15 protein-coding genes are annotated in these 18543 nt (G+C 52.0%); 10 read left to right on the plus strand and 5 right to left on the minus strand.

Features of this window, described 5'->3' with window-relative positions:
• Positions 1-1529: autotransporter outer membrane beta-barrel domain-containing protein (locus H9644_RS18035; RefSeq protein WP_225221448.1), on the minus strand; the 1529-nt coding region annotated here is incomplete at its 3' end.
• A gap of 566 nt (positions 1530-2095) precedes the next feature.
• Here H9644_RS18035 and yahO point away from each other — a divergent pair.
• On the plus strand, positions 2096-2371 hold the full coding sequence (gene yahO / locus H9644_RS18040; protein WP_000848012.1) for a DUF1471 family periplasmic protein YahO: 276 nt from the start codon (positions 2096-2098) through the stop codon (positions 2369-2371).
• A 110-nt stretch (positions 2372-2481) separates the two neighbouring features.
• Here the strand turns inward: yahO and prpR are convergent, their stop codons facing one another.
• Positions 2482-4068, minus strand: coding sequence for a propionate catabolism operon regulatory protein PrpR (prpR, locus tag H9644_RS18045; RefSeq protein WP_191775747.1), 1587 nt, complete (start codon positions 4066-4068; stop codon positions 2482-2484).
• Positions 4069-4306: 238 nt separating this feature from the next.
• Here prpR and prpB point away from each other — a divergent pair, with 238 nt between their 5' ends.
• From prpB to codA, 6 genes are all read left to right on the plus strand, one after another.
• Entirely contained in the window at positions 4307-5197 is an 891-nt protein-coding gene (gene prpB / locus H9644_RS18050) for a methylisocitrate lyase (protein WP_032280350.1), read from the plus strand.
• Between the two features lie 255 nt (positions 5198-5452).
• A complete protein-coding gene (gene prpC / locus H9644_RS18055) occupies positions 5453-6622 on the plus strand; it encodes a bifunctional 2-methylcitrate synthase/citrate synthase (RefSeq protein ID WP_130206117.1) in 1170 nt (389 codons plus the stop codon).
• A 33-nt stretch (positions 6623-6655) separates the two neighbouring features.
• On the plus strand, positions 6656-8107 hold the full coding sequence (gene prpD / locus H9644_RS18060; protein ID WP_191775749.1) for a 2-methylcitrate dehydratase: 1452 nt from the start codon (positions 6656-6658) through the stop codon (positions 8105-8107).
• A gap of 39 nt (positions 8108-8146) precedes the next feature.
• The gene (gene prpE, locus H9644_RS18065; protein ID WP_191775751.1) at positions 8147-10033 is read left to right on the plus strand and encodes a propionate--CoA ligase; all 1887 of its coding nucleotides are present in this window, start codon (positions 8147-8149) and stop codon (positions 10031-10033) included.
• A gap of 425 nt (positions 10034-10458) precedes the next feature.
• The gene (gene codB / locus H9644_RS18070; protein ID WP_000076233.1) at positions 10459-11718 is read left to right on the plus strand and encodes a cytosine permease; all 1260 of its coding nucleotides are present in this window, start codon (positions 10459-10461) and stop codon (positions 11716-11718) included.
• Positions 11708-12991, plus strand: a complete 1284-nt coding sequence (codA, locus tag H9644_RS18075; RefSeq protein ID WP_064527015.1) for a cytosine/isoguanine deaminase — start codon at positions 11708-11710, stop codon at positions 12989-12991. Before codB ends, codA begins: the two co-directional genes overlap by 11 nt.
• Positions 12992-13127: 136 nt before the next feature.
• On the opposite strand, the gene cynR is transcribed toward codA, so the two are convergent.
• Entirely contained in the window at positions 13128-14027 is a 900-nt protein-coding gene (gene cynR, locus H9644_RS18080) for a transcriptional regulator CynR (RefSeq protein WP_191775887.1), read from the minus strand.
• Positions 14028-14136: 109 nt separating this feature from the next.
• On the opposite strand from cynR, the gene cynT reads away from it, so the two are divergent.
• Genes cynT through H9644_RS18095 form a run of 3 tightly spaced genes read left to right on the plus strand, consistent with a single transcriptional unit; the run spans position 14137 to position 16484 of the window.
• Positions 14137-14796 carry a carbonic anhydrase CynT gene (gene cynT, locus H9644_RS18085; protein WP_064527019.1) on the plus strand — a complete coding sequence of 220 codons (660 nt, stop codon included), beginning with the start codon at positions 14137-14139 and terminating at the stop codon, positions 14794-14796.
• A 30-nt stretch (positions 14797-14826) separates the two neighbouring features.
• Positions 14827-15297, plus strand: a complete 471-nt coding sequence (cynS, locus tag H9644_RS18090) for a cyanase (protein WP_191775753.1) — start codon at positions 14827-14829, stop codon at positions 15295-15297.
• Between the two features lie 5 nt (positions 15298-15302).
• Complete coding sequence (locus H9644_RS18095) at positions 15303-16484, plus strand: CynX/NimT family MFS transporter (protein ID WP_191775756.1); 1182 nt, start codon at positions 15303-15305, stop codon at positions 16482-16484.
• Between the two features lie 85 nt (positions 16485-16569).
• Here the strand turns inward: H9644_RS18095 and lacA are convergent, their stop codons facing one another.
• A complete protein-coding gene (gene lacA, locus H9644_RS18100; protein ID WP_191775758.1) occupies positions 16570-17181 on the minus strand; it encodes a galactoside O-acetyltransferase in 612 nt (203 codons plus the stop codon).
• Positions 17182-17245: 64 nt separating this feature from the next.
• On the minus strand, positions 17246-18499 hold the full coding sequence (gene lacY / locus H9644_RS18105; protein ID WP_064527027.1) for a lactose permease: 1254 nt from the start codon (positions 18497-18499) through the stop codon (positions 17246-17248).
• Positions 18500-18543 lie beyond the last annotated feature (44 nt).

Below are 18543 nucleotides of genomic sequence, written 5' to 3' on the forward strand. Positions count from 1 at the left end.
GGGGTATACGGTCCTGCGGGAATTTCACTGGTTAAAAACCAGTTCTGGTTGTCGCTTTTTACCACGTTGTAGTCATAAGGACCGGCAACAATACGGCCTTCTTTACTGAAAACGCCCTCTGACAGGCCGTCAACCTCCACAATTTTTATCCCTTCCAGGGTATCCGCGCCCAGACCGCCCGCATTGTTGACCATGACGCGGGTGCTACCGGAAGTATCACCTTTTACAATGAGTTTATCCGTTGCGGAATTATCATCGCCTAATACAGTATGCATGACTAACAAACCATCACTGGCAGTATAGTTGCCGTCAATGGTCAGAGTGGTCGGCGTGAACTCGTGGCCCTGTTCATACGAAGACAGCGTCGCCGTACCAGCCAGCGCCAGCGTTTTTAACGCCTGCGAATAACCGTTTAAATCGAGATGTCCACCACTGTCGACAATATAATCGGAGTTGGCGCTGAAGGTATTATCGTTACCTGCGCGTAGGCTGCCTTTGGTTATATAGGTATTACCGTCATAGTTATTCATACCGGATAATGTTGTCGTTCCGGAGCCGACCTGGTTAACCTGGCCTTTGCCATCTATGGGTACGGTCAGAACAAAATTAGCATTGGTGTGATTAAAGTTTACTATCGACGTAGTAGAGGTATTTGCCCCTCCTAAAATAATGACGGGAGTATTAATTGAACCAGCAGGCTGCGCAGCTTCACCTTGCGCCCCTCCAATATTTAACACTCCTGTTCCGTTAGAGGAGACGCCAACCATGATATATAAACTCGCATTGATTACGGCATCGTTGCTGACAGTGAGGACCCCGGTAGTATCAGAAGTAGAGGATGGGTCATATCCGCCCAGAAGTATATATGGGGCATTTACTGTTGAGTTTTTGTCGGCAACCTGAACTTCTCCATAACTACTCTGGTTAGCTGACAAAGGAGAATGTGCGTTAACATACCCAATATTCAGTTGTTTCAGGGAAGTGAGTGTTCCGCCATTAGTAACAGATACTTTTCCCGTTCCCTGATCGCCAACAATAGCAATGTTAGTGGTGACTGATGAGTTTTCTCCATCAATAACCAACGTCCCCCTGGCATCACCATAAAACTCACCGATTCTTATTGATTGCAGGCCACTTATCTTACTACCTTCTAACACGTATAACGTACCGGACCCTTCGTTAGTGCCCAAAAAAATATTGGAAGTAGGGGTGTCTAACTGCCAGTTGGTATGATTGGTTAAAGTGATGGTGCCTTCAGCATGATTACCAATGCTGGCTGATGAAGTGGTAAATGAAAGATTATCAATGAGCAATGAACCATTAGAGTCTTCACCTACTTTCAATGATTTAAAATGCTCCCATCCGGGATCGTAGCCCTCTGAGGCAATGAGTTTTACCTCTTCATTATTATTAATGACAACATTACTATCTGAATTTATAGGTGGGGTGATGGCCAGGGATTCTGGCGTAAATAATATGGTTAAAATGGCTATAGACAGCGTTGATAAAGCATGTTTTGTTAACTTCATATCACTTACTTTCATCCTTAAAAATCATATGGCGAGATGTGTTTCATTGCAGTGCTTTTCTCCAGCTATCTAATAAGGCTTAAGCATGCAGTTATAGAATAATAGCTTCAATGTGGCCTATTAGAAGATTGTTCAACTATTGGTTGTTCATTGTATCTTTAGAATTTGGCGGTTAATAAGTGATGTTGCCATGTTTTTTTATTGTTTTTAAATAAAATAATGATGAATTATCTGAATGTTTATGTAAATGAATTCAATAAAACCAATAAAAATCATATTAATATGTTTTGTTGGTTTTGTTATTCGGAAAAATAGCAATAGAAGTGTGAGTTTTGCATTGATTTTTGTGCTGGTTGGATATTTCAGATTTTTGTGAAAAATAATTTAAGTCGTGCTATCGATAATTGTATTAAACGGTGGGGCTAGTGTAGCCCCCATTAAGAACAATACAAATATATTTTCTTTTCCTGTGGATTTTTCCTAACCGCTGAACTACTTATTAATCAACCCTGATGATGACTGTTAGCTTCAGGGCATTAGCCAATCACACATTATGGAGTTCACCTATGAAAACTGGAACTAAGCTCTTAGTTGGTGCGTTAGCTTTTGTTGTCACAAACGTCTATGCCGCTGAATTGATGACCAAAGCGGAATTTGAAAAGGTTGAATCGCAATATGAAAAAATAGGTGATATTTCAACAAGTAATGAAATGTCGACTGCAGATGCAAAAGAAGATTTGATCAAAAAAGCGGATGAAAAAGGTGCTGATGTGTTGGTACTGACCTCCGGTCAGACTGACAATAAGATCCACGGCACGGCAAATATCTATAAGAAGAAGTAATTCTGAAATTCATATAAACATGCCCGATGCGCACGTCTATCGGTGAACGCAACATATTGAAATTCATGATTTTGTAGGCCGGATAGGGCGTTCACGCCGCATCCGGCAATTTAATTTTTCAGCCGCCGCCAGAACGTTGTTCGGCTGATACCTAAATAATTCGCCGCTGCTGTTTTATCACCATTAAATTTCTCCAGTGCTTGTTGGGGTGTCAGCAAGGCTGGGGCGGGAATTTTCGCCGACTCGCGCGCCAGTTCCGGCAGTAGCAGCTGCAAAAATTGCGGCGTTAAATCCGGCGTCGGTTCCACACTTAAAAATAGCGCCAGTCGCTCCATCATATTGCGCAGTTCTCGAATATTTCCCGGCCACTCATAGTGCAATAAAACCACCTGGCAGGTATTTAACCCCTCACGTAACGCAGCAGAACACGGGGCGGAGAGCGCCGCCAGTGACACTTTCAAAAAGCTCTCTGCCAGCGGCAGAATATCTGTAATCCGCTCGCGCAGTGGGGGTAATTGCAGGCGCAAAATACTCAGACGATAAAACAGATCACGGCGAAACTGACCTTGTAGCATATCCTCCTCCAGATTGCAGTGGGTGGCGCTAATGACCCGCACACTTACCGGAACAGGCTGATGCCCGCCGACGCGGGTAACCTCTTTTTCTTCCAGCACTCGTAACAGGCGAGTCTGCAATGGCAGCGGCATTTCGCCAATCTCATCAAGAAACAGCGTGCCGCCGTGAGCAATTTCAAACAGCCCGGCGCGACCTCCGCGTCGTGAGCCGGTAAATGCCCCTTCCTCATAGCCAAACAGCTCCGCTTCCAGCAATGATTCGGCAATCGCTCCGCAGTTAACGGCAACAAACGGATGCGACTTTTTGCCCTGTCGCGCTTCGTGGCGGGCAAAGTATTCCCGATGAATCGCCTGGGCCGCCAGCTCTTTGCCCGTCCCCGTTTCCCCCTCAATCAACACCGCCGCACTGGAGCGGGCATACAGCAAAATAGTCTGCCGCACCTGTTCCATTTGTGGCGATTGACCAAGCATATCGCCCAGCACGTAACGAGTACGCAGGGCGTTGCGGGTCGTGTTGTGGGCATTATTCCGCAGAGACATACGCGTCATATCCAGCGCATCGCTGAACGCCTGGCGCACGGTGGCAGCAGAATAGATAAAAATTCCGGTTATTCCGGCTTCTTCTGCCAGATCGGTAATCAGCCCCGCGCCGACCACGGCTTCGGTGCCATTAGCTTTGAGCTCGTTAATCTGCCCGCGTGCGTCTTCTTCGGTAATGTAGCTACGTTGGTCGAGACGCAAATTAAAGGTTTTTTGAAACGCGACCAGCGCCGGAATGGTTTCCTGATAAGTGACAACGCCGATAGAAGACGTGAGTTTTCCCGCTTTTGCCAGTGCCTGTAACACATCGAATCCGCTCGGTTTAATCAGAATTACCGGCACCGACAGGCGACTTTTCAGATACGCGCCGTTAGAGCCAGCAGCGATGATAGCGTCGCAGCGTTCGTTTGCCAGTTTCTTGCGGATGTAGGCCACCGCTTTTTCAAAGCCAAGCTGGATAGGGGTGATGTTCGCCAGATGATCAAACTCGAGGCTGATATCGCGAAACAGTTCGAACAGTCGCGTCACCGATACTGTCCAGATAACTGGTTTGTCGTCATTCAGCCGTGGTGGATGTGCCATAGCGCACCGCAAAGTTAAGAAACCGAATATTGGGTTTAGTCTTGTTTCATAATTGTTGCAATGAAACGCGGTGAAACATTTCCTGAAACGTTAACTGAAACGCATATTTGCGCATTAAGTAAGAATGTTTTAATTAAGTAATTGAAATGCATCGATTATTTTATTTTTAATAATTCTGGCACACCCCTTGCCTTGTGTTTATCAACGCAAATAACAAGTTGATAACAAAGGATGGGCTATGTCTCTACACTCTCCAGGCAAAGCGTTTCGCGCTGCACTGAGCAAAGAAACCCCGTTGCAAATTGTCGGCACCATTAACGCTAACCATGCGCTGTTGGCGCAGCGTGCCGGATATCAGGCGATTTATCTTTCCGGCGGTGGCGTGGCGGCAGGTTCTCTGGGGCTGCCCGATCTCGGTATTTCTACTCTTGATGATGTGCTGACCGACATTCGCCGTATCACTGACGTTTGCTCGCTGCCGCTGCTGGTGGATGCAGATATCGGTTTTGGCTCTTCGGCCTTTAACGTCGCCCGCACTGTGAAATCGATGATCAAAGCAGGCGCGGCGGGCTTACATATTGAAGATCAGGTAGGTGCGAAACGTTGTGGTCATCGCCCGAACAAAGCGATCGTCTCAAAAGAGGAGATGGTGGATCGGATCCGTGCGGCGGTGGATGCGAAAACCGATCCTGATTTTGTGATCATGGCGCGCACCGATGCGCTGGCAGTAGAAGGGCTGGACGCCGCGATTGAGCGCGCGCAGGCCTACGTTGAAGCCGGTGCCGAGATGTTGTTCCCGGAGGCGATTACCGAACTCGCCATGTACCGCCAGTTTGCCGATGCGGTGCAGGTACCGATCCTTGCCAACATTACTGAATTTGGTGCAACACCGCTGTTTACTACCGACGAATTACGCAGCGCCCATGTGGCGATGGCGCTCTACCCCCTGTCAGCATTCCGCGCCATGAACCGCGCCGCTGAACATGTCTACAACGTCTTGCGTCAGGAAGGTACGCAGAAAAGCGTCATCGACACTATGCAAACCCGCAACGAACTGTACGAAAGCATCAACTACTACCAGTACGAAGAGAAACTCGACGACCTGTTTGCCCGTAGCCAGGCGAAATAAGAAGAAACGTCCGTTGGTTGTATCCGACAACCGATGCCTGATGCGTCACTGACGCGACTTATCAGGCCTACGGGGGAACTGAGCTGCAGATCGGATAAGACACACAGCGTCGCATCCGACAACCGATGCCTGATGCGTCGCTGATGCGATTTATCAGGCCTACGGAGTGTACTGAGCTGCAGGTCGGATAAGACGCACAGCGTCGCATCCGACAACAATCCAGACCCTACAAATGATAACAATGACGAGGACAACATGAGCGACACAACGATCCTGCAAAACAGTACCCATGTCATTAAACCGAAAAAATCTGTGGCACTTTCTGGCGTTCCGGCGGGTAACACCGCGCTTTGTACCGTAGGCAAAAGCGGCAACGACCTGCACTACCGCGGCTACGATATTCTTGATCTGGCAGAACATTGCGAATTTGAAGAAGTGGCGCATCTGCTGATCCACGGCAAACTGCCGACCCGTGACGAACTTGCCGCCTACAAAACGAAACTGAAAGCCCTGCGTGGTTTACCGGCTAACGTGCGTACCGTGCTGGAAGCCCTACCTGCGGCGTCGCACCCGATGGATGTCATGCGCACCGGCGTTTCCGCGCTCGGCTGCACGCTGCCGGAAAAAGAGGGGCATACCGTCTCTGGTGCGCGGGATATTGCCGACAAACTGTTGGCGTCGCTGAGTTCGATTCTTCTCTACTGGTATCACTACAGCCACAATGGCGAACGCATCCAGCCGGAAACCGATGATGACTCTATCGGCGGTCACTTCCTGCATCTGTTGCATGGCGAAAAGCCATCGCAAAGCTGGGAAAAGGCGATGCAGATTTCGCTGGTGCTGTACGCCGAGCATGAGTTTAACGCCTCCACCTTTACCAGCCGGGTAATTGCCGGCACCGGCTCTGATATGTATTCAGCCATTATTGGCGCAATCGGCGCATTGCGCGGGCCGAAACATGGCGGGGCGAATGAAGTCTCACTGGAGATCCAGCAACGCTACGAAACGCCGGACGAAGCCGAAGCAGATATCCGTAAGCGCGTGGAAAACAAAGAGGTGGTGATTGGTTTTGGGCATCCGGTTTATACCATCGCCGACCCGCGCCATCAGGTGATCAAGCGTGTGGCGAAGCAGCTCTCGCAGGAAGGCGGCTCGCTGAAGATGTACAACATTGCCGATCGCCTGGAAACGGTAATGTGGGAGACGAAAAAGATGTTCCCCAATCTCGACTGGTTCTCAGCCGTTTCTTACAACATGATGGGCGTTCCCACCGAGATGTTCACTCCACTGTTTGTTATCGCCCGCGTCACCGGCTGGGCGGCGCACATTATCGAACAACGTCAGGACAACAAAATTATCCGTCCTTCGGCGAATTACGTTGGACCGGAAGACCGCCCGTTTGTCGCGCTGGATAAGCGCCAGTAAACCTCTACGAATAACAATAAGGAAACGTACCCAATGTCAGCTCAAATCAACAACATCCGCCCGGAATTCGACCGTGAAATCGTTGATATCGTCGATTACGTCATGAACTACGAAATCAGCTCCAGAGTGGCCTACGACACCGCGCACTACTGCCTGCTCGACACTCTCGGCTGCGGTCTGGAAGCTCTTGAATACCCAGCCTGTAAAAAACTGTTGGGGCCAATTGTCCCCGGCACCGTCGTACCTAACGGCGTGCGCGTCCCCGGAACTCAGTTCCAGCTCGACCCCGTCCAGGCGGCATTTAACATCGGCGCGATGATCCGCTGGCTCGATTTCAACGATACCTGGCTGGCGGCGGAATGGGGCCATCCTTCTGACAACCTCGGCGGCATTCTTGCAACGGCGGACTGGCTTTCACGCAACGCGGTCGCCAGCGGCAAAGCGCCGTTGACCATGAAACAGGTGCTGACTGGAATGATCAAAGCCCATGAGATTCAGGGCTGCATCGCGCTGGAAAACTCCTTTAACCGCGTCGGCCTCGACCACGTTCTGTTAGTGAAAGTCGCCTCCACCGCCGTGGTAGCTGAAATGCTCGGCCTGACCCGCGAGGAAATCCTCAACGCCGTTTCACTGGCGTGGGTAGACGGTCAGTCGCTGCGCACTTATCGCCATGCGCCGAACACCGGCACGCGTAAATCCTGGGCGGCGGGCGATGCGACGTCTCGCGCGGTACGTTTGGCGCTGATGGCGAAAACGGGCGAAATGGGTTATCCGTCAGCCCTGACCGCGCCGGTGTGGGGCTTCTACGATGTCTCCTTTAAAGGTGAGTCGTTCCGCTTCCAGCGTCCGTACGGTTCCTACGTGATGGAAAATGTGCTGTTCAAAATCTCCTTCCCGGCGGAGTTCCACTCCCAGACGGCAGTTGAGGCGGCGATGACGCTCTATGAACAGATGCAGGCGGCAGGTAAAACGGCGGCAGATATCGAAAAAGTGACCATTCGCACCCACGAAGCCTGTATTCGCATCATCGACAAAAAAGGGCCGCTCAATAACCCGGCTGACCGTGACCACTGCATTCAGTACATGGTGGCGATCCCGCTGCTGTTCGGACGTTTAACGGCGGCAGATTACGAAGACAAGGTTGCGCAAGATAAACGCATTGACGCCCTGCGTGAGAAGATCAATTGCTTTGAAGATCCGGCATTTACCGCTGACTACCACGACCCGGAAAAACGCGCCATCGCCAATGCCATTACCCTTGAGTTCACCGACGGCACGCGTTTTGAAGAAGTGGTGGTGGAGTACCCAATTGGTCATGCTCGCCGCCGCCAGGACGGCATTCCGAAACTGGTCGATAAATTCAAAATCAACCTCGCGCGCCAGTTCCCGACTCGCCAGCAGCAGCGCATTCTGGATGTTTCTCTCGACAGAGCTCGCCTCGAACAGATGTCGGTCAACGAGTATCTCGACCTGTACGTCATTTAAGCAAACAGCGGTAAGGCGTAAGTTCAACAGGAGAGCATTATGTCTTTTAGCGAATTTTATCAGCGTTCGATTAACGAACCGGAGCAGTTCTGGGCCGAGCAGGCCCAGCGTATCGACTGGCAGACGCCCTTTACGCAAACACTCGATCACAGCAATCCACCGTTTGCCCGTTGGTTTTGTGAAGGCCGAACCAACTTGTGCCACAACGCCATCGACCGCTGGCTGGAGAAACAGCCAGAGGCGCTGGCATTGATTGCCGTCTCTTCAGAAACAGAAGAAGAGCGCACCTTCACCTTTCGCCAGCTGTATGACGAAGTGAATGCGGTGGCGTCAATGCTGCGCTCACTGGGCGTGCAGCGTGGCGATCGGGTGCTGGTGTATATGCCGATGATTGCCGAAGCGCATATTACGCTACTGGCCTGCGCGCGCATTGGCGCTATTCATTCGGTGGTATTTGGTGGTTTTGCCTCGCACAGCGTGGCGGCGCGGATTGATGATGCCAGACCGGTGCTGATTGTCTCGGCAGATGCAGGCGCGCGCGGTGGTAAAATCATTCCGTATAAAAAATTGCTCGACGATGCGATAAGCCAGGCGCAGCACCAGCCGCGCCACGTTTTACTGGTGGATCGCGGGCTGGCGAAAATGGCGCGCGTCAGTGGGCGGGATGTCGATTTCGCTTCGTTGCGTCATCAGCATATTGGTGCGCGAGTCCCCGTGGCCTGGCTGGAATCCAACGAAACCTCCTGCATTCTCTACACCTCCGGCACGACCGGCAAACCTAAAGGCGTGCAGCGTGATGTCGGCGGTTATGCGGTGGCGCTGGCGACCTCGATGGAAACCATTTTTGGCGGCAAAGCGGGCGGTGTGTTCTTTTGTGCGTCGGATATCGGCTGGGTAGTAGGGCATTCGTATATCGTCTACGCGCCGCTGCTGGCAGGGATGGCGACCATTGTTTACGAAGGATTGCCGACCTGGCCGGACTGCGGCGTGTGGTGGAAAATCGTCGAGAAATATCAGGTGAGCCGTATGTTCTCGGCGCCGACCGCCATTCGCGTGCTGAAAAAATTCCCCACCGCTGAAATTCGCAAACACGATCTCTCGTCGCTGGAAGTGCTTTATCTGGCAGGAGAACCGCTGGACGAGCCGACCGCCAGTTGGGTGAGCAATACGCTGGATGTGCCGGTGATCGACAACTACTGGCAGACCGAATCCGGCTGGCCGATTATGGCGATTGCTCGCGGTCTGGACGACAGGCCGACGCGTCTGGGAAGCCCCGGCGTGCCGATGTATGGCTACAACGTGCAGTTGCTCAACGAAGCCACCGGCGAACCGTGCGGTGTCAATGAGAAAGGGATGCTGGTGGTGGAAGGGCCGCTGCCGCCGGGCTGTATTCAAACCATCTGGGGTGATGACGACCGTTTTGTGAAGACTTACTGGTCGCTGTTTTCCCGTCCGGTTTACGCCACGTTTGACTGGGGCATCCGCGACGCTGACGGGTATCACTTTATTCTCGGGCGTACCGATGACGTGATTAATGTTGCCGGGCATCGGTTGGGGACGCGTGAGATTGAAGAGAGTATCTCCAGCCATCCGGGCGTTGCCGAAGTGGCGGTGGTTGGGGTGAAAGATGCGCTGAAAGGGCAGGTGGCGGTGGCGTTTGTCATTCCGAAAGAGAGCGACAGCCTGGAAGACCGTGATGTGGCGCACTCGCAAGAGAAGGCGATAATGGCGCTGGTGGATAGCCAGATTGGCAACTTTGGCCGCCCGGCGCACGTCTGGTTTGTCTCGCAATTGCCGAAAACACGATCCGGAAAAATGCTGCGCCGCACGATCCAGGCAATTTGCGAAGGACGCGATCCGGGGGATCTGACGACCATTGATGATCCTGCGTCGTTGGATCAGATCCGCCAGGCGATGGAAGAGTAGGTTATTGTCGGATGCGTCGCGGGCCGCATCCAACAGTCGTGCGCCGATGCCTGATGCGACGCTGGCGCGTCTTATCATGCCTACAGGCCTGAACCGTAGGTCGGATAAGGCGCTCGCGCCGCATCCGACAGGCGTGCACCGATGCCTGATGCGACGCTGGCGCGTCTTATCATGCCTACGGGCCTGAACCGTAGGTCGGATAAGGCGCTCGCGCCGCATCCGACAGTCGTGCGCCGATGCCTGATGCGACGCTGGCGCGTCTTATCACGCCTACCCACTGTTTTTACACAGATAATTTTTTCCCCACCTTTTTTCACTCATTCATATAAAAAATACATTTCCCCACGGAAACGATTGCTTTTTATCTTCAGATGAATAGAATGCGGCGGATTTTTTGGGTTTTAAACAGCAAACGGAGGAATTTCGTGTCGCAAGATAACAACTTTAGCCAGGGGCCAGTCCCGCAGTCGGCGCGGAAAGGGGTATTGGCATTGACGTTCGTCATGCTGGGATTAACCTTCTTTTCCGCTAGTATGTGGACCGGCGGCACTCTCGGAACCGGTCTTAGCTATCATGATTTCTTCCTCGCAGTCCTCATCGGTAATCTTCTCCTCGGTATTTACACTTCATTTCTTGGTTACATTGGCGCAAAAACCGGCCTGACCACTCATCTTCTTGCTCGCTTCTCGTTTGGCGTTAAAGGCTCATGGCTGCCTTCACTGCTGTTGGGCGGCACCCAGGTTGGCTGGTTTGGCGTTGGCGTGGCGATGTTTGCCATTCCCGTGGGCAAGGCGACCGGACTGGATATTAATTTGCTGATTGCCGTCTCCGGTTTACTGATGACCGTCACCGTCTTCTTTGGCATTTCGGCGCTGACCGTTCTTTCGGTGATTGCGGTTCCGGCTATTGCCTGTCTTGGCGGTTATTCGGTGTGGCTGGCCGTTAACGGCATGGGCGGTCTGGACGCATTAAAAGCGGTCGTTCCCGCACAACCGTTAGATTTCAATGTCGCGCTGGCGCTGGTTGTTGGGTCATTTATCAGTGCGGGTACGCTCACCGCTGACTTTGTCCGGTTTGGTCGCAATGCCAAACTGGCGGTGCTGGTGGCGATGGTGGCCTTCTTCCTCGGCAACTCGTTGATGTTTATTTTCGGCGCGGCAGGCGCTGCGGCACTTGGCATGGCAGATATTTCTGATGTGATGATTGCTCAGGGCCTGCTGTTGCCCGCGATTGTGGTGCTGGGGCTGAATATCTGGACCACCAACGATAACGCGCTTTATGCGTCGGGCTTAGGTTTCGCCAACATTACCGGTATGTCGAGCAAAACCCTTTCGGTAATCAACGGTATTATCGGTACGGTCTGCGCATTATGGCTGTACAACAATTTTGTCGGCTGGCTGACTTTCCTTTCGGCAGCGATTCCTCCGGTGGGTGGCGTGATCATCGCCGACTATCTGATGAACCGTCGCCGCTATGAGCACTTTGCGACCACGCGTATGATGAGTGTCAATTGGGTGGCGATTCTGGCGGTCGCGCTGGGGATTGCCGCAGGCCACTGGTTACCGGGGATTGTTCCGGTCAACGCTGTATTAGGTGGCGCACTGAGCTATCTGATCCTTAACCCGATTTTGAATCGTAAAACGACAGCAGCAATGACGCATGTGGAGGCTAACAGTGTCGAATAACGCTTTACAAACAATTATTAACGCCCGGTTACCCGGCAAAGAGGGGCTGTGGCAGATTCATTTGCAGAACGGCAAAATCAGCGCCATTGATGCGCAATCTGGCGTTATGCCCGTCACTGAAAACAGTCTGGATGCAGAGCAAGGTTTAGTTTTACCGCCGTTTGTGGAGCCGCATATTCACCTGGACACCACGCAAACCGCCGGGCAACCTAACTGGAATCAGTCCGGTACGCTGTTTGAAGGCATTGAACGCTGGGCCGAGCGCAAAGCGTTATTAACCCATGACGATGTGAAACAACGCGCATGGCAAACGCTGAAATGGCAGATTGCCAACGGCATTCAGCATGTGCGTACCCATGTCGATGTTTCGGATGCAACGCTGACTGCGCTGAAAGCAATGCTGGAAGTGAAGCAGGAAGTCGCGCCGTGGATTGATCTGCAAATCGTTGCCTTCCCGCAGGAAGGGATTTTGTCGTATCCCAACGGCGAAGAGTTGCTGGAAGAGGCGCTGCGCTTAGGGGCAGACGTTGTTGGGGCGATTCCGCATTTTGAATTTACCCGCGAATACGGCGTGGAGTCGCTGCATAAAACCTTCGCTCTGGCGCAAAAATACGACCGCCTGATCGATGTTCACTGTGATGAGATCGACGATGAGCAGTCACGTTTTGTCGAAACCGTTGCCGCCCTGGCGCACCGTGAAGGAATGGGCGCGCGCGTCACCGCCAGCCACACCACGGCAATGCACTCCTATAACGGGGCGTATACCTCACGCCTGTTCCGCTTGCTGAAAATGTCCGGTATTAACTTTGTCGCCAATCCGCTGGTTAATATTCATCTGCAAGGGCGTTTCGATACTTATCCAAAACGTCGCGGCATTACGCGCGTTAAAGAGATGCTGGAGTCAGGCATTAACGTCTGCTTTGGTCATGATGATGTTTTCGATCCGTGGTATCCGCTGGGGACGGCAAATATGCTGCAAGTGCTGCATATGGGGCTGCATGTTTGCCAGTTGATGGGCTACGGGCAGATTAACGATGGCCTGAATTTAATCACCCACCATAGTGCCAGAACGCTGAATTTGCAGGATTACGGCATTGCCGCCGGAAACAGCGCTAACCTGATTATCCTGCCGGCTGAAAATGGATTTGACGCGCTGCGCCGTCAGGTTCCGGTACGTTATTCGGTACGTGGCGGTAAGGTGATTGCCAGTACACAACCGGCACAAACCACTGTGTATCTGGAGCAGCCGGAACCCATTGATTACAAACGGTGATCGGCTGAGTTACAGCGAGCGTAGTTTATGCCGGATGCGGCGTGAACGCCTTATCCGGCCTACGTAGAGCACTAAACTCGTAGGCCTGATAAGCGTAGCGCATCAGGCAATTTCAGCCGCTGACCTGTGTCAGTGGCTACCGTGATTCATTCCCGCTAACATCCGCGCATTCATCCAACGCCATTTGCAAAAATGCCTTCGCGGCGGCAGTCTGCCAGCTATTTTTCCGCCGCAACAAAACTGCCGTTCTTTCCAGTAGTGGCGGGGCAAGAGAAATAGCTTTAAGCCCATCATGTTGTGTGGCAATCGCTGCAGGCAGCAAGGTGGAAAGGGCGGTGCGGCGAATCAGTTCCAGAACCGCGCTAATTGAGTTCGCCTCAATGACCACCTGTGGATGCAGCCCGGCTTTCTCGCAGTAGTGGTCAATTTGCTCCCTTGTGGCAAATTCCGCACTGAGCAGGACCAGTTTTTCATCATGCAAGCGACTCAACGCCACTTGTTCATGGTCGGCCAGCGGATGATGTTGCGCCACCACCAACGCTAAACTTTCTGTAAGTAAAGGAATTGCCTCCAGCTCCGACGAATGCACAGGCGCGAAGGCAATTCCAACGTCCAGTTCATCGCGGCAAAGCAGATCTTCGATTTTCTCCTGCGACATTTCCTGTAGCCGGAGCGTGATGCCGGGGTAACGTGCATAGAAATCCGCCATTAAGGGGCCGATAAAGTAGCTCGTAAAAGTAGGCGTGACGGCGATACGCAACGAGCCACGTGTCAGATCGGCAACATCATGGATTGCCCGTTTACCCGCTCCCAGTTCCTGTAACGCCCGGCTGGCGTATTGTCGCCAGACTTCCCCTGCATCGGTGAGGCGAATCGTTCGCCCGCTACGGTCAAACAGCGGCACGCCTAAACTCTCCTCTAACTGACGAATCTGCTGGGAAAGCGCAGGCTGGGATACGTGCAATGCACTGGCGGCACGGGTGAAGCTGCCATGTTCTGCCACGGCAAGAAAGTAATTGATATGTCGAGAGAGCATTCGCCAACCTATAAGTAAATCCAATAGAACTCATCATAAATGAGTCTTTTACCTTATAGCAATCGGCGAGTAGTCTGCCTCTCATTCCAGAGACAGACAGAGGTTAACGGTGAAAGAGATTATTGACGGATTCCTTAAATTCCAGCGCGAGGCATTTCCTGAGCGGGAAGCCTTGTTTAAACAGCTGGCGACACAGCAAAGCCCGCGCACCCTTTTTATCTCCTGCTCCGACAGCCGTCTGGTCCCTGAGCTGGTGACACAACGCGAACCCGGCGATCTGTTCGTTATTCGCAACGCGGGCAATATCGTTCCTTCTTATGGGCCGGAACCCGGTGGTGTCTCCGCTTCGGTGGAGTATGCCGTCGCCGCGCTTCGTGTATCCGACATTGTGATTTGCGGTCATTCCAACTGTGGCGCAATGACCGCTATTGCCAGCTGCCAGTGCATGGACCATATGCCTGCCGTCTCTCACTGGCTGCGTTATGCCGATTCTGCCCGCGTCGTTAATGAGGCGCGGCCACATAGCGATTTACCATCCAAAGCTGCGGCGATGGTGCGTGAAAACGTGATTGCTCAGTTGGCTAATCTGCAAACTCATCCATCGGTGCGCCTGGCGCTTGAAGAGGGGCGGATCGCCCTGCATGGCTGGGTCTACGACATTGAAAGCGGCTGCATCACAGCCTTTGACGGCGCAACTCGCCAGTTCGTGCCACTGGCAGCTAATCCCGGCGTTTGTGCCATATCACCACGCCAGCAAACCGCAGCGTAACCATACTTTTAATCCATCAGGAGATTTACCATGATTCAGTCGCAAATTAACCGCAATATTCGTCTTGATCTTGCCGATAGCATTCTGCTCTGCAAAGCTAAAAAAGATCTCTCATTTGCTGAGATTGCCGACGGCACCGGTCTGGCAGAAGCCTTTGTGACCGCTGCTTTGCTGGGGCAGCAGGCGCTTCCTGCCGACGCCGCTCGCCTGGTTGGGGCGAAGCTGGATCTCGACGAAGACGCCATTCTACTGTTGCAGATGATTCCACTGCGTGGCTGCATTGATGATCGTGTACCAACCGACCCAACGATGTACCGTTTCTATGAAATGTTGCAGGTGTACGGCACAACGCTGAAAGCGTTGGTACATGAGAAGTTTGGCGATGGCATTATCAGCGCGATTAACTTCAAACTCGACGTCAAGAAAGTGGCGGACCCGGAAGGTGGCGAACGTGCGGTCATCACCTTAGATGGTAAATATCTGCCGACCAAACCGTTCTGAAAGCCATGCGCGACCATCAAAAGACGTTCACGATGCTGCTGGTTCTGGTGCTGATTGGTCTTAATATGCGACCACTGCTCACCTCCGTCGGGCCACTGCTACCGCAATTGCGCCAGGCGAGCGGAATGAGCTTTAGCGTAGCTGCCCTGTTGACGGCTCTGCCAGTGGTCACCATGGGCGGGCTGGCACTGGCCGGAGGCTGGCTGCAACAGTACGTCAGTGAACGTCGCAGCGTCGCCATCAGTCTGTTGCTGATTGCCGTCGGTGCATTGATGCGTGAGCTTTACCCTTATAGTGCGCTGCTGCTCAGTAGCGCACTGCTCGGTGGGGTAGGGATTGGCATTATTCAGGCGGTGATGCCTTCGGTGATTAAGCGGCGGTTTCAGCAGCGTACGCCAGTGGTGATGGGGCTGTGGTCTGCGGCACTGATGGGTGGTGGTGGACTTGGTGCCGCTCTTACGCCCTGGTTAGTGCAACACAGCGAAACCTGGTATCAAACACTCGCCTGGTGGGCGTTGCCTGCCATTGTTGCGCTCTTTGCCTGGTGGTGGCAGAGCAATCGCCAGGCCTCTTCATCTCACAACTCGACAATCACTCCGGTTCGCGTGGTATTCACTCCCCGCGCCTGGACGCTGGGGCTTTACTTCGGTCTGATTAACGGCGGTTACGCCAGCCTGATTGCCTGGTTACCCGCTTTTTATATGGAGATCGGTGCCAGCGCGCAGTACAGCGGTTCTTTGCTGGCATTGATGACGCTTGGGCAAGCTGCGGGGGCGTTACTGATGCCTGCCATGGCTCGCCATCAGGATCGGCGCAAACTGTTAATGCTGGCACTGGCGTTACAACTGATCGGTTTCTGCGGCTTTATCTGGCTGCCGCTACAATTGCCGGTATTGTGGGCGATGGTGTGCGGATTAGGTCTGGGCGGTGCGTTTCCGCTCTGTTTGCTGCTGGCGCTCGACCACTCTCCACAACCGGGTATTGCTGGCAAGCTGGTGGCATTTATGCAGGGGATCGGCTTTATCATCGCCGGGCTTTCCCCCTGGTTTTCTGGCGTGCTGCGTAGTATCAGTGGCAATTACCTGATGGACTGGATGTTTCATGCGCTGTGCGTTGTTGGGCTGATGATCATAACCCTGCGCTTTGCACCGACACGTTTTCCACAGTTGTGGGTCAAAGAGGCATAATGCGGCGCGAACGCCTTATCCGGCCTACGTAGAACACTGAACTTGTAGGCCTGATAAGTAGAGCGCATCAGGCAATTTTGCTAATTTAAACTGAAGACTCAACTTTATAATCTTTAAAATAATAGTGTTTATCCCGGTCGTTTATTTCGCGAATAACCCGACAAGGAACGCCAGCGGCAACGACGTTTGGCGGAATGTCTTTTGTGACGACACTACCCGCGCCAATAACAGAGTTATCCCCGATGGTGACGCCTGGATTAATGACCACATGACTCCCGATCCAGACATTATTGCCAATCGTTATCGGAAAAGAGTACATCTCTCCGTTTTTTCTTAATTCATGGTGTACCGGGTGTCCCGTAACGGAAATAGTAACGTTGGGTGCAATCAGTACGTTATCACCGATAGTTACCGTGTAGTCATCGACAATAGTTAAATTGAAATTTGCGTAAAAATTGCGGCCTATATGAATGTTGGAACCATAAGAGAAATAGACAGGCGGCTCTATCCAGGCATTTTCCCCTACCGTGGCAAACATTTCTTTAATCAGGCTTTCCCTTTTTTCAACTTCCGATGGGCGCGAGTGATTAAACTCATACATTAACTCTTTTCCACGAAGTCTTTTTTCAGGTAAACCTTCGCACATATCGGTAAATAGCTTTCCTGCTTTTATTCTTTCGGTCATTGGCATGTTCATTACGATTATTCCATTTTATAAGTAGGTCGGATAAGGCGCTCGCGCCGCATCCGACATTGCTTGCTTAAGCGACTTCATTCACCTGGCGACGCAGTAGGGAAAGCGGGCCGGGGCCGCTAAGTGTGAACACGGAAATTAAGGTGAAGCCCAGTGCTACCAGACCCAGCACCAGATAAGCGCCCTGGAAACCGATGCTTTCATACATATTGCCCGCCAGAACAGACATGAAAATCATCGCCAGCTGCTTAAAGAAGCAGAAACAGACCAGATAAATTGTCGCTGAGAATCGCACTTCAAACTGGCTGGTAATATATTTAAAGCAGCCCACCAGCAGGAACGGTACTTCAAACATATGCAGTGTTTTTAGAATAACCACTTCCAGCGCCGAGGTGGCGAACGATGAGCCAATAATACGTACAGACATAATAGTGCCAGCCAGCAGCAGGGCGTTTTTCCCACCAATGCGATTAATAATCAGCGGCGCAAAGAACATAATTGAGGCGTTGAGTAATTCGCCCATCGTCGTTACGTAGCCAAATACCCGCGTACCCTGTTCACTGGAGGTAAAAAACGAAGTGAAGAAATTAGCAAACTGTTGGTCAAAAACATCGTAGGTGCAGGAAACGCCAATAACATACAGCGACAAAAACCACAGTTTTGGCTGCCTGAACAGTTCCAGTGCCAGCTTAAGGCTAAATGCAGAATGGTTGGCGCCTACGGCATTGGCAACCGTCGCGGAAGAAGGGGCGTCCGTTTTGGCGAAAAAGAGCAAAATGGCGAGGATGAGTGCGCAGCCAGAACCCAGCCAGAATACAAACTGGTTATTGATGGTGAACATGATGCCGACAATCGAGGCACACAGCGCCCAGCCAACGCAGCCAAACATCCGCGCGCGACCAAATTCGAAATTACTGCGACGGCTGACCTTCTCGATAAATGCTTCTACCGCGGGCGCACCGGCGTTAAAACAAAAGCCAAGATAAATACCACCAACAATCGATCCTACTAAAATGTTGTATTGTAACAATGGGCCAAAGATAAAAATAAAGAACGGCGCAAACATCACTAACATGCCGGTAATAATCCATAGCAGGTATTTGCGCAGCCCGAGTTTGTCAGAAAGCAGACCAAACAGCGGTTGGAATAACAGAGAGAACAGAGAGATAGCGGCAAAAATAATACCCGTATCACTTTTGCTGATATGGTTGATGTCATGTAGCCAAATCGGGAAAAACGGGAAGTAGGCCCCCATGATAAAAAAGTAAAAGAAAAAGAATAAGCCGAACATCCAAAAGTTTGTGTTTTTTAAATAGAACATAATGGATTTCCTTACGCGAAATACGGGCAGACATGGCCTGCCCG

The organism is Escherichia whittamii, from assembly GCF_014836715.1.
Taxonomy (GTDB): Bacteria; Pseudomonadota; Gammaproteobacteria; order Enterobacterales; family Enterobacteriaceae; genus Escherichia; species Escherichia whittamii.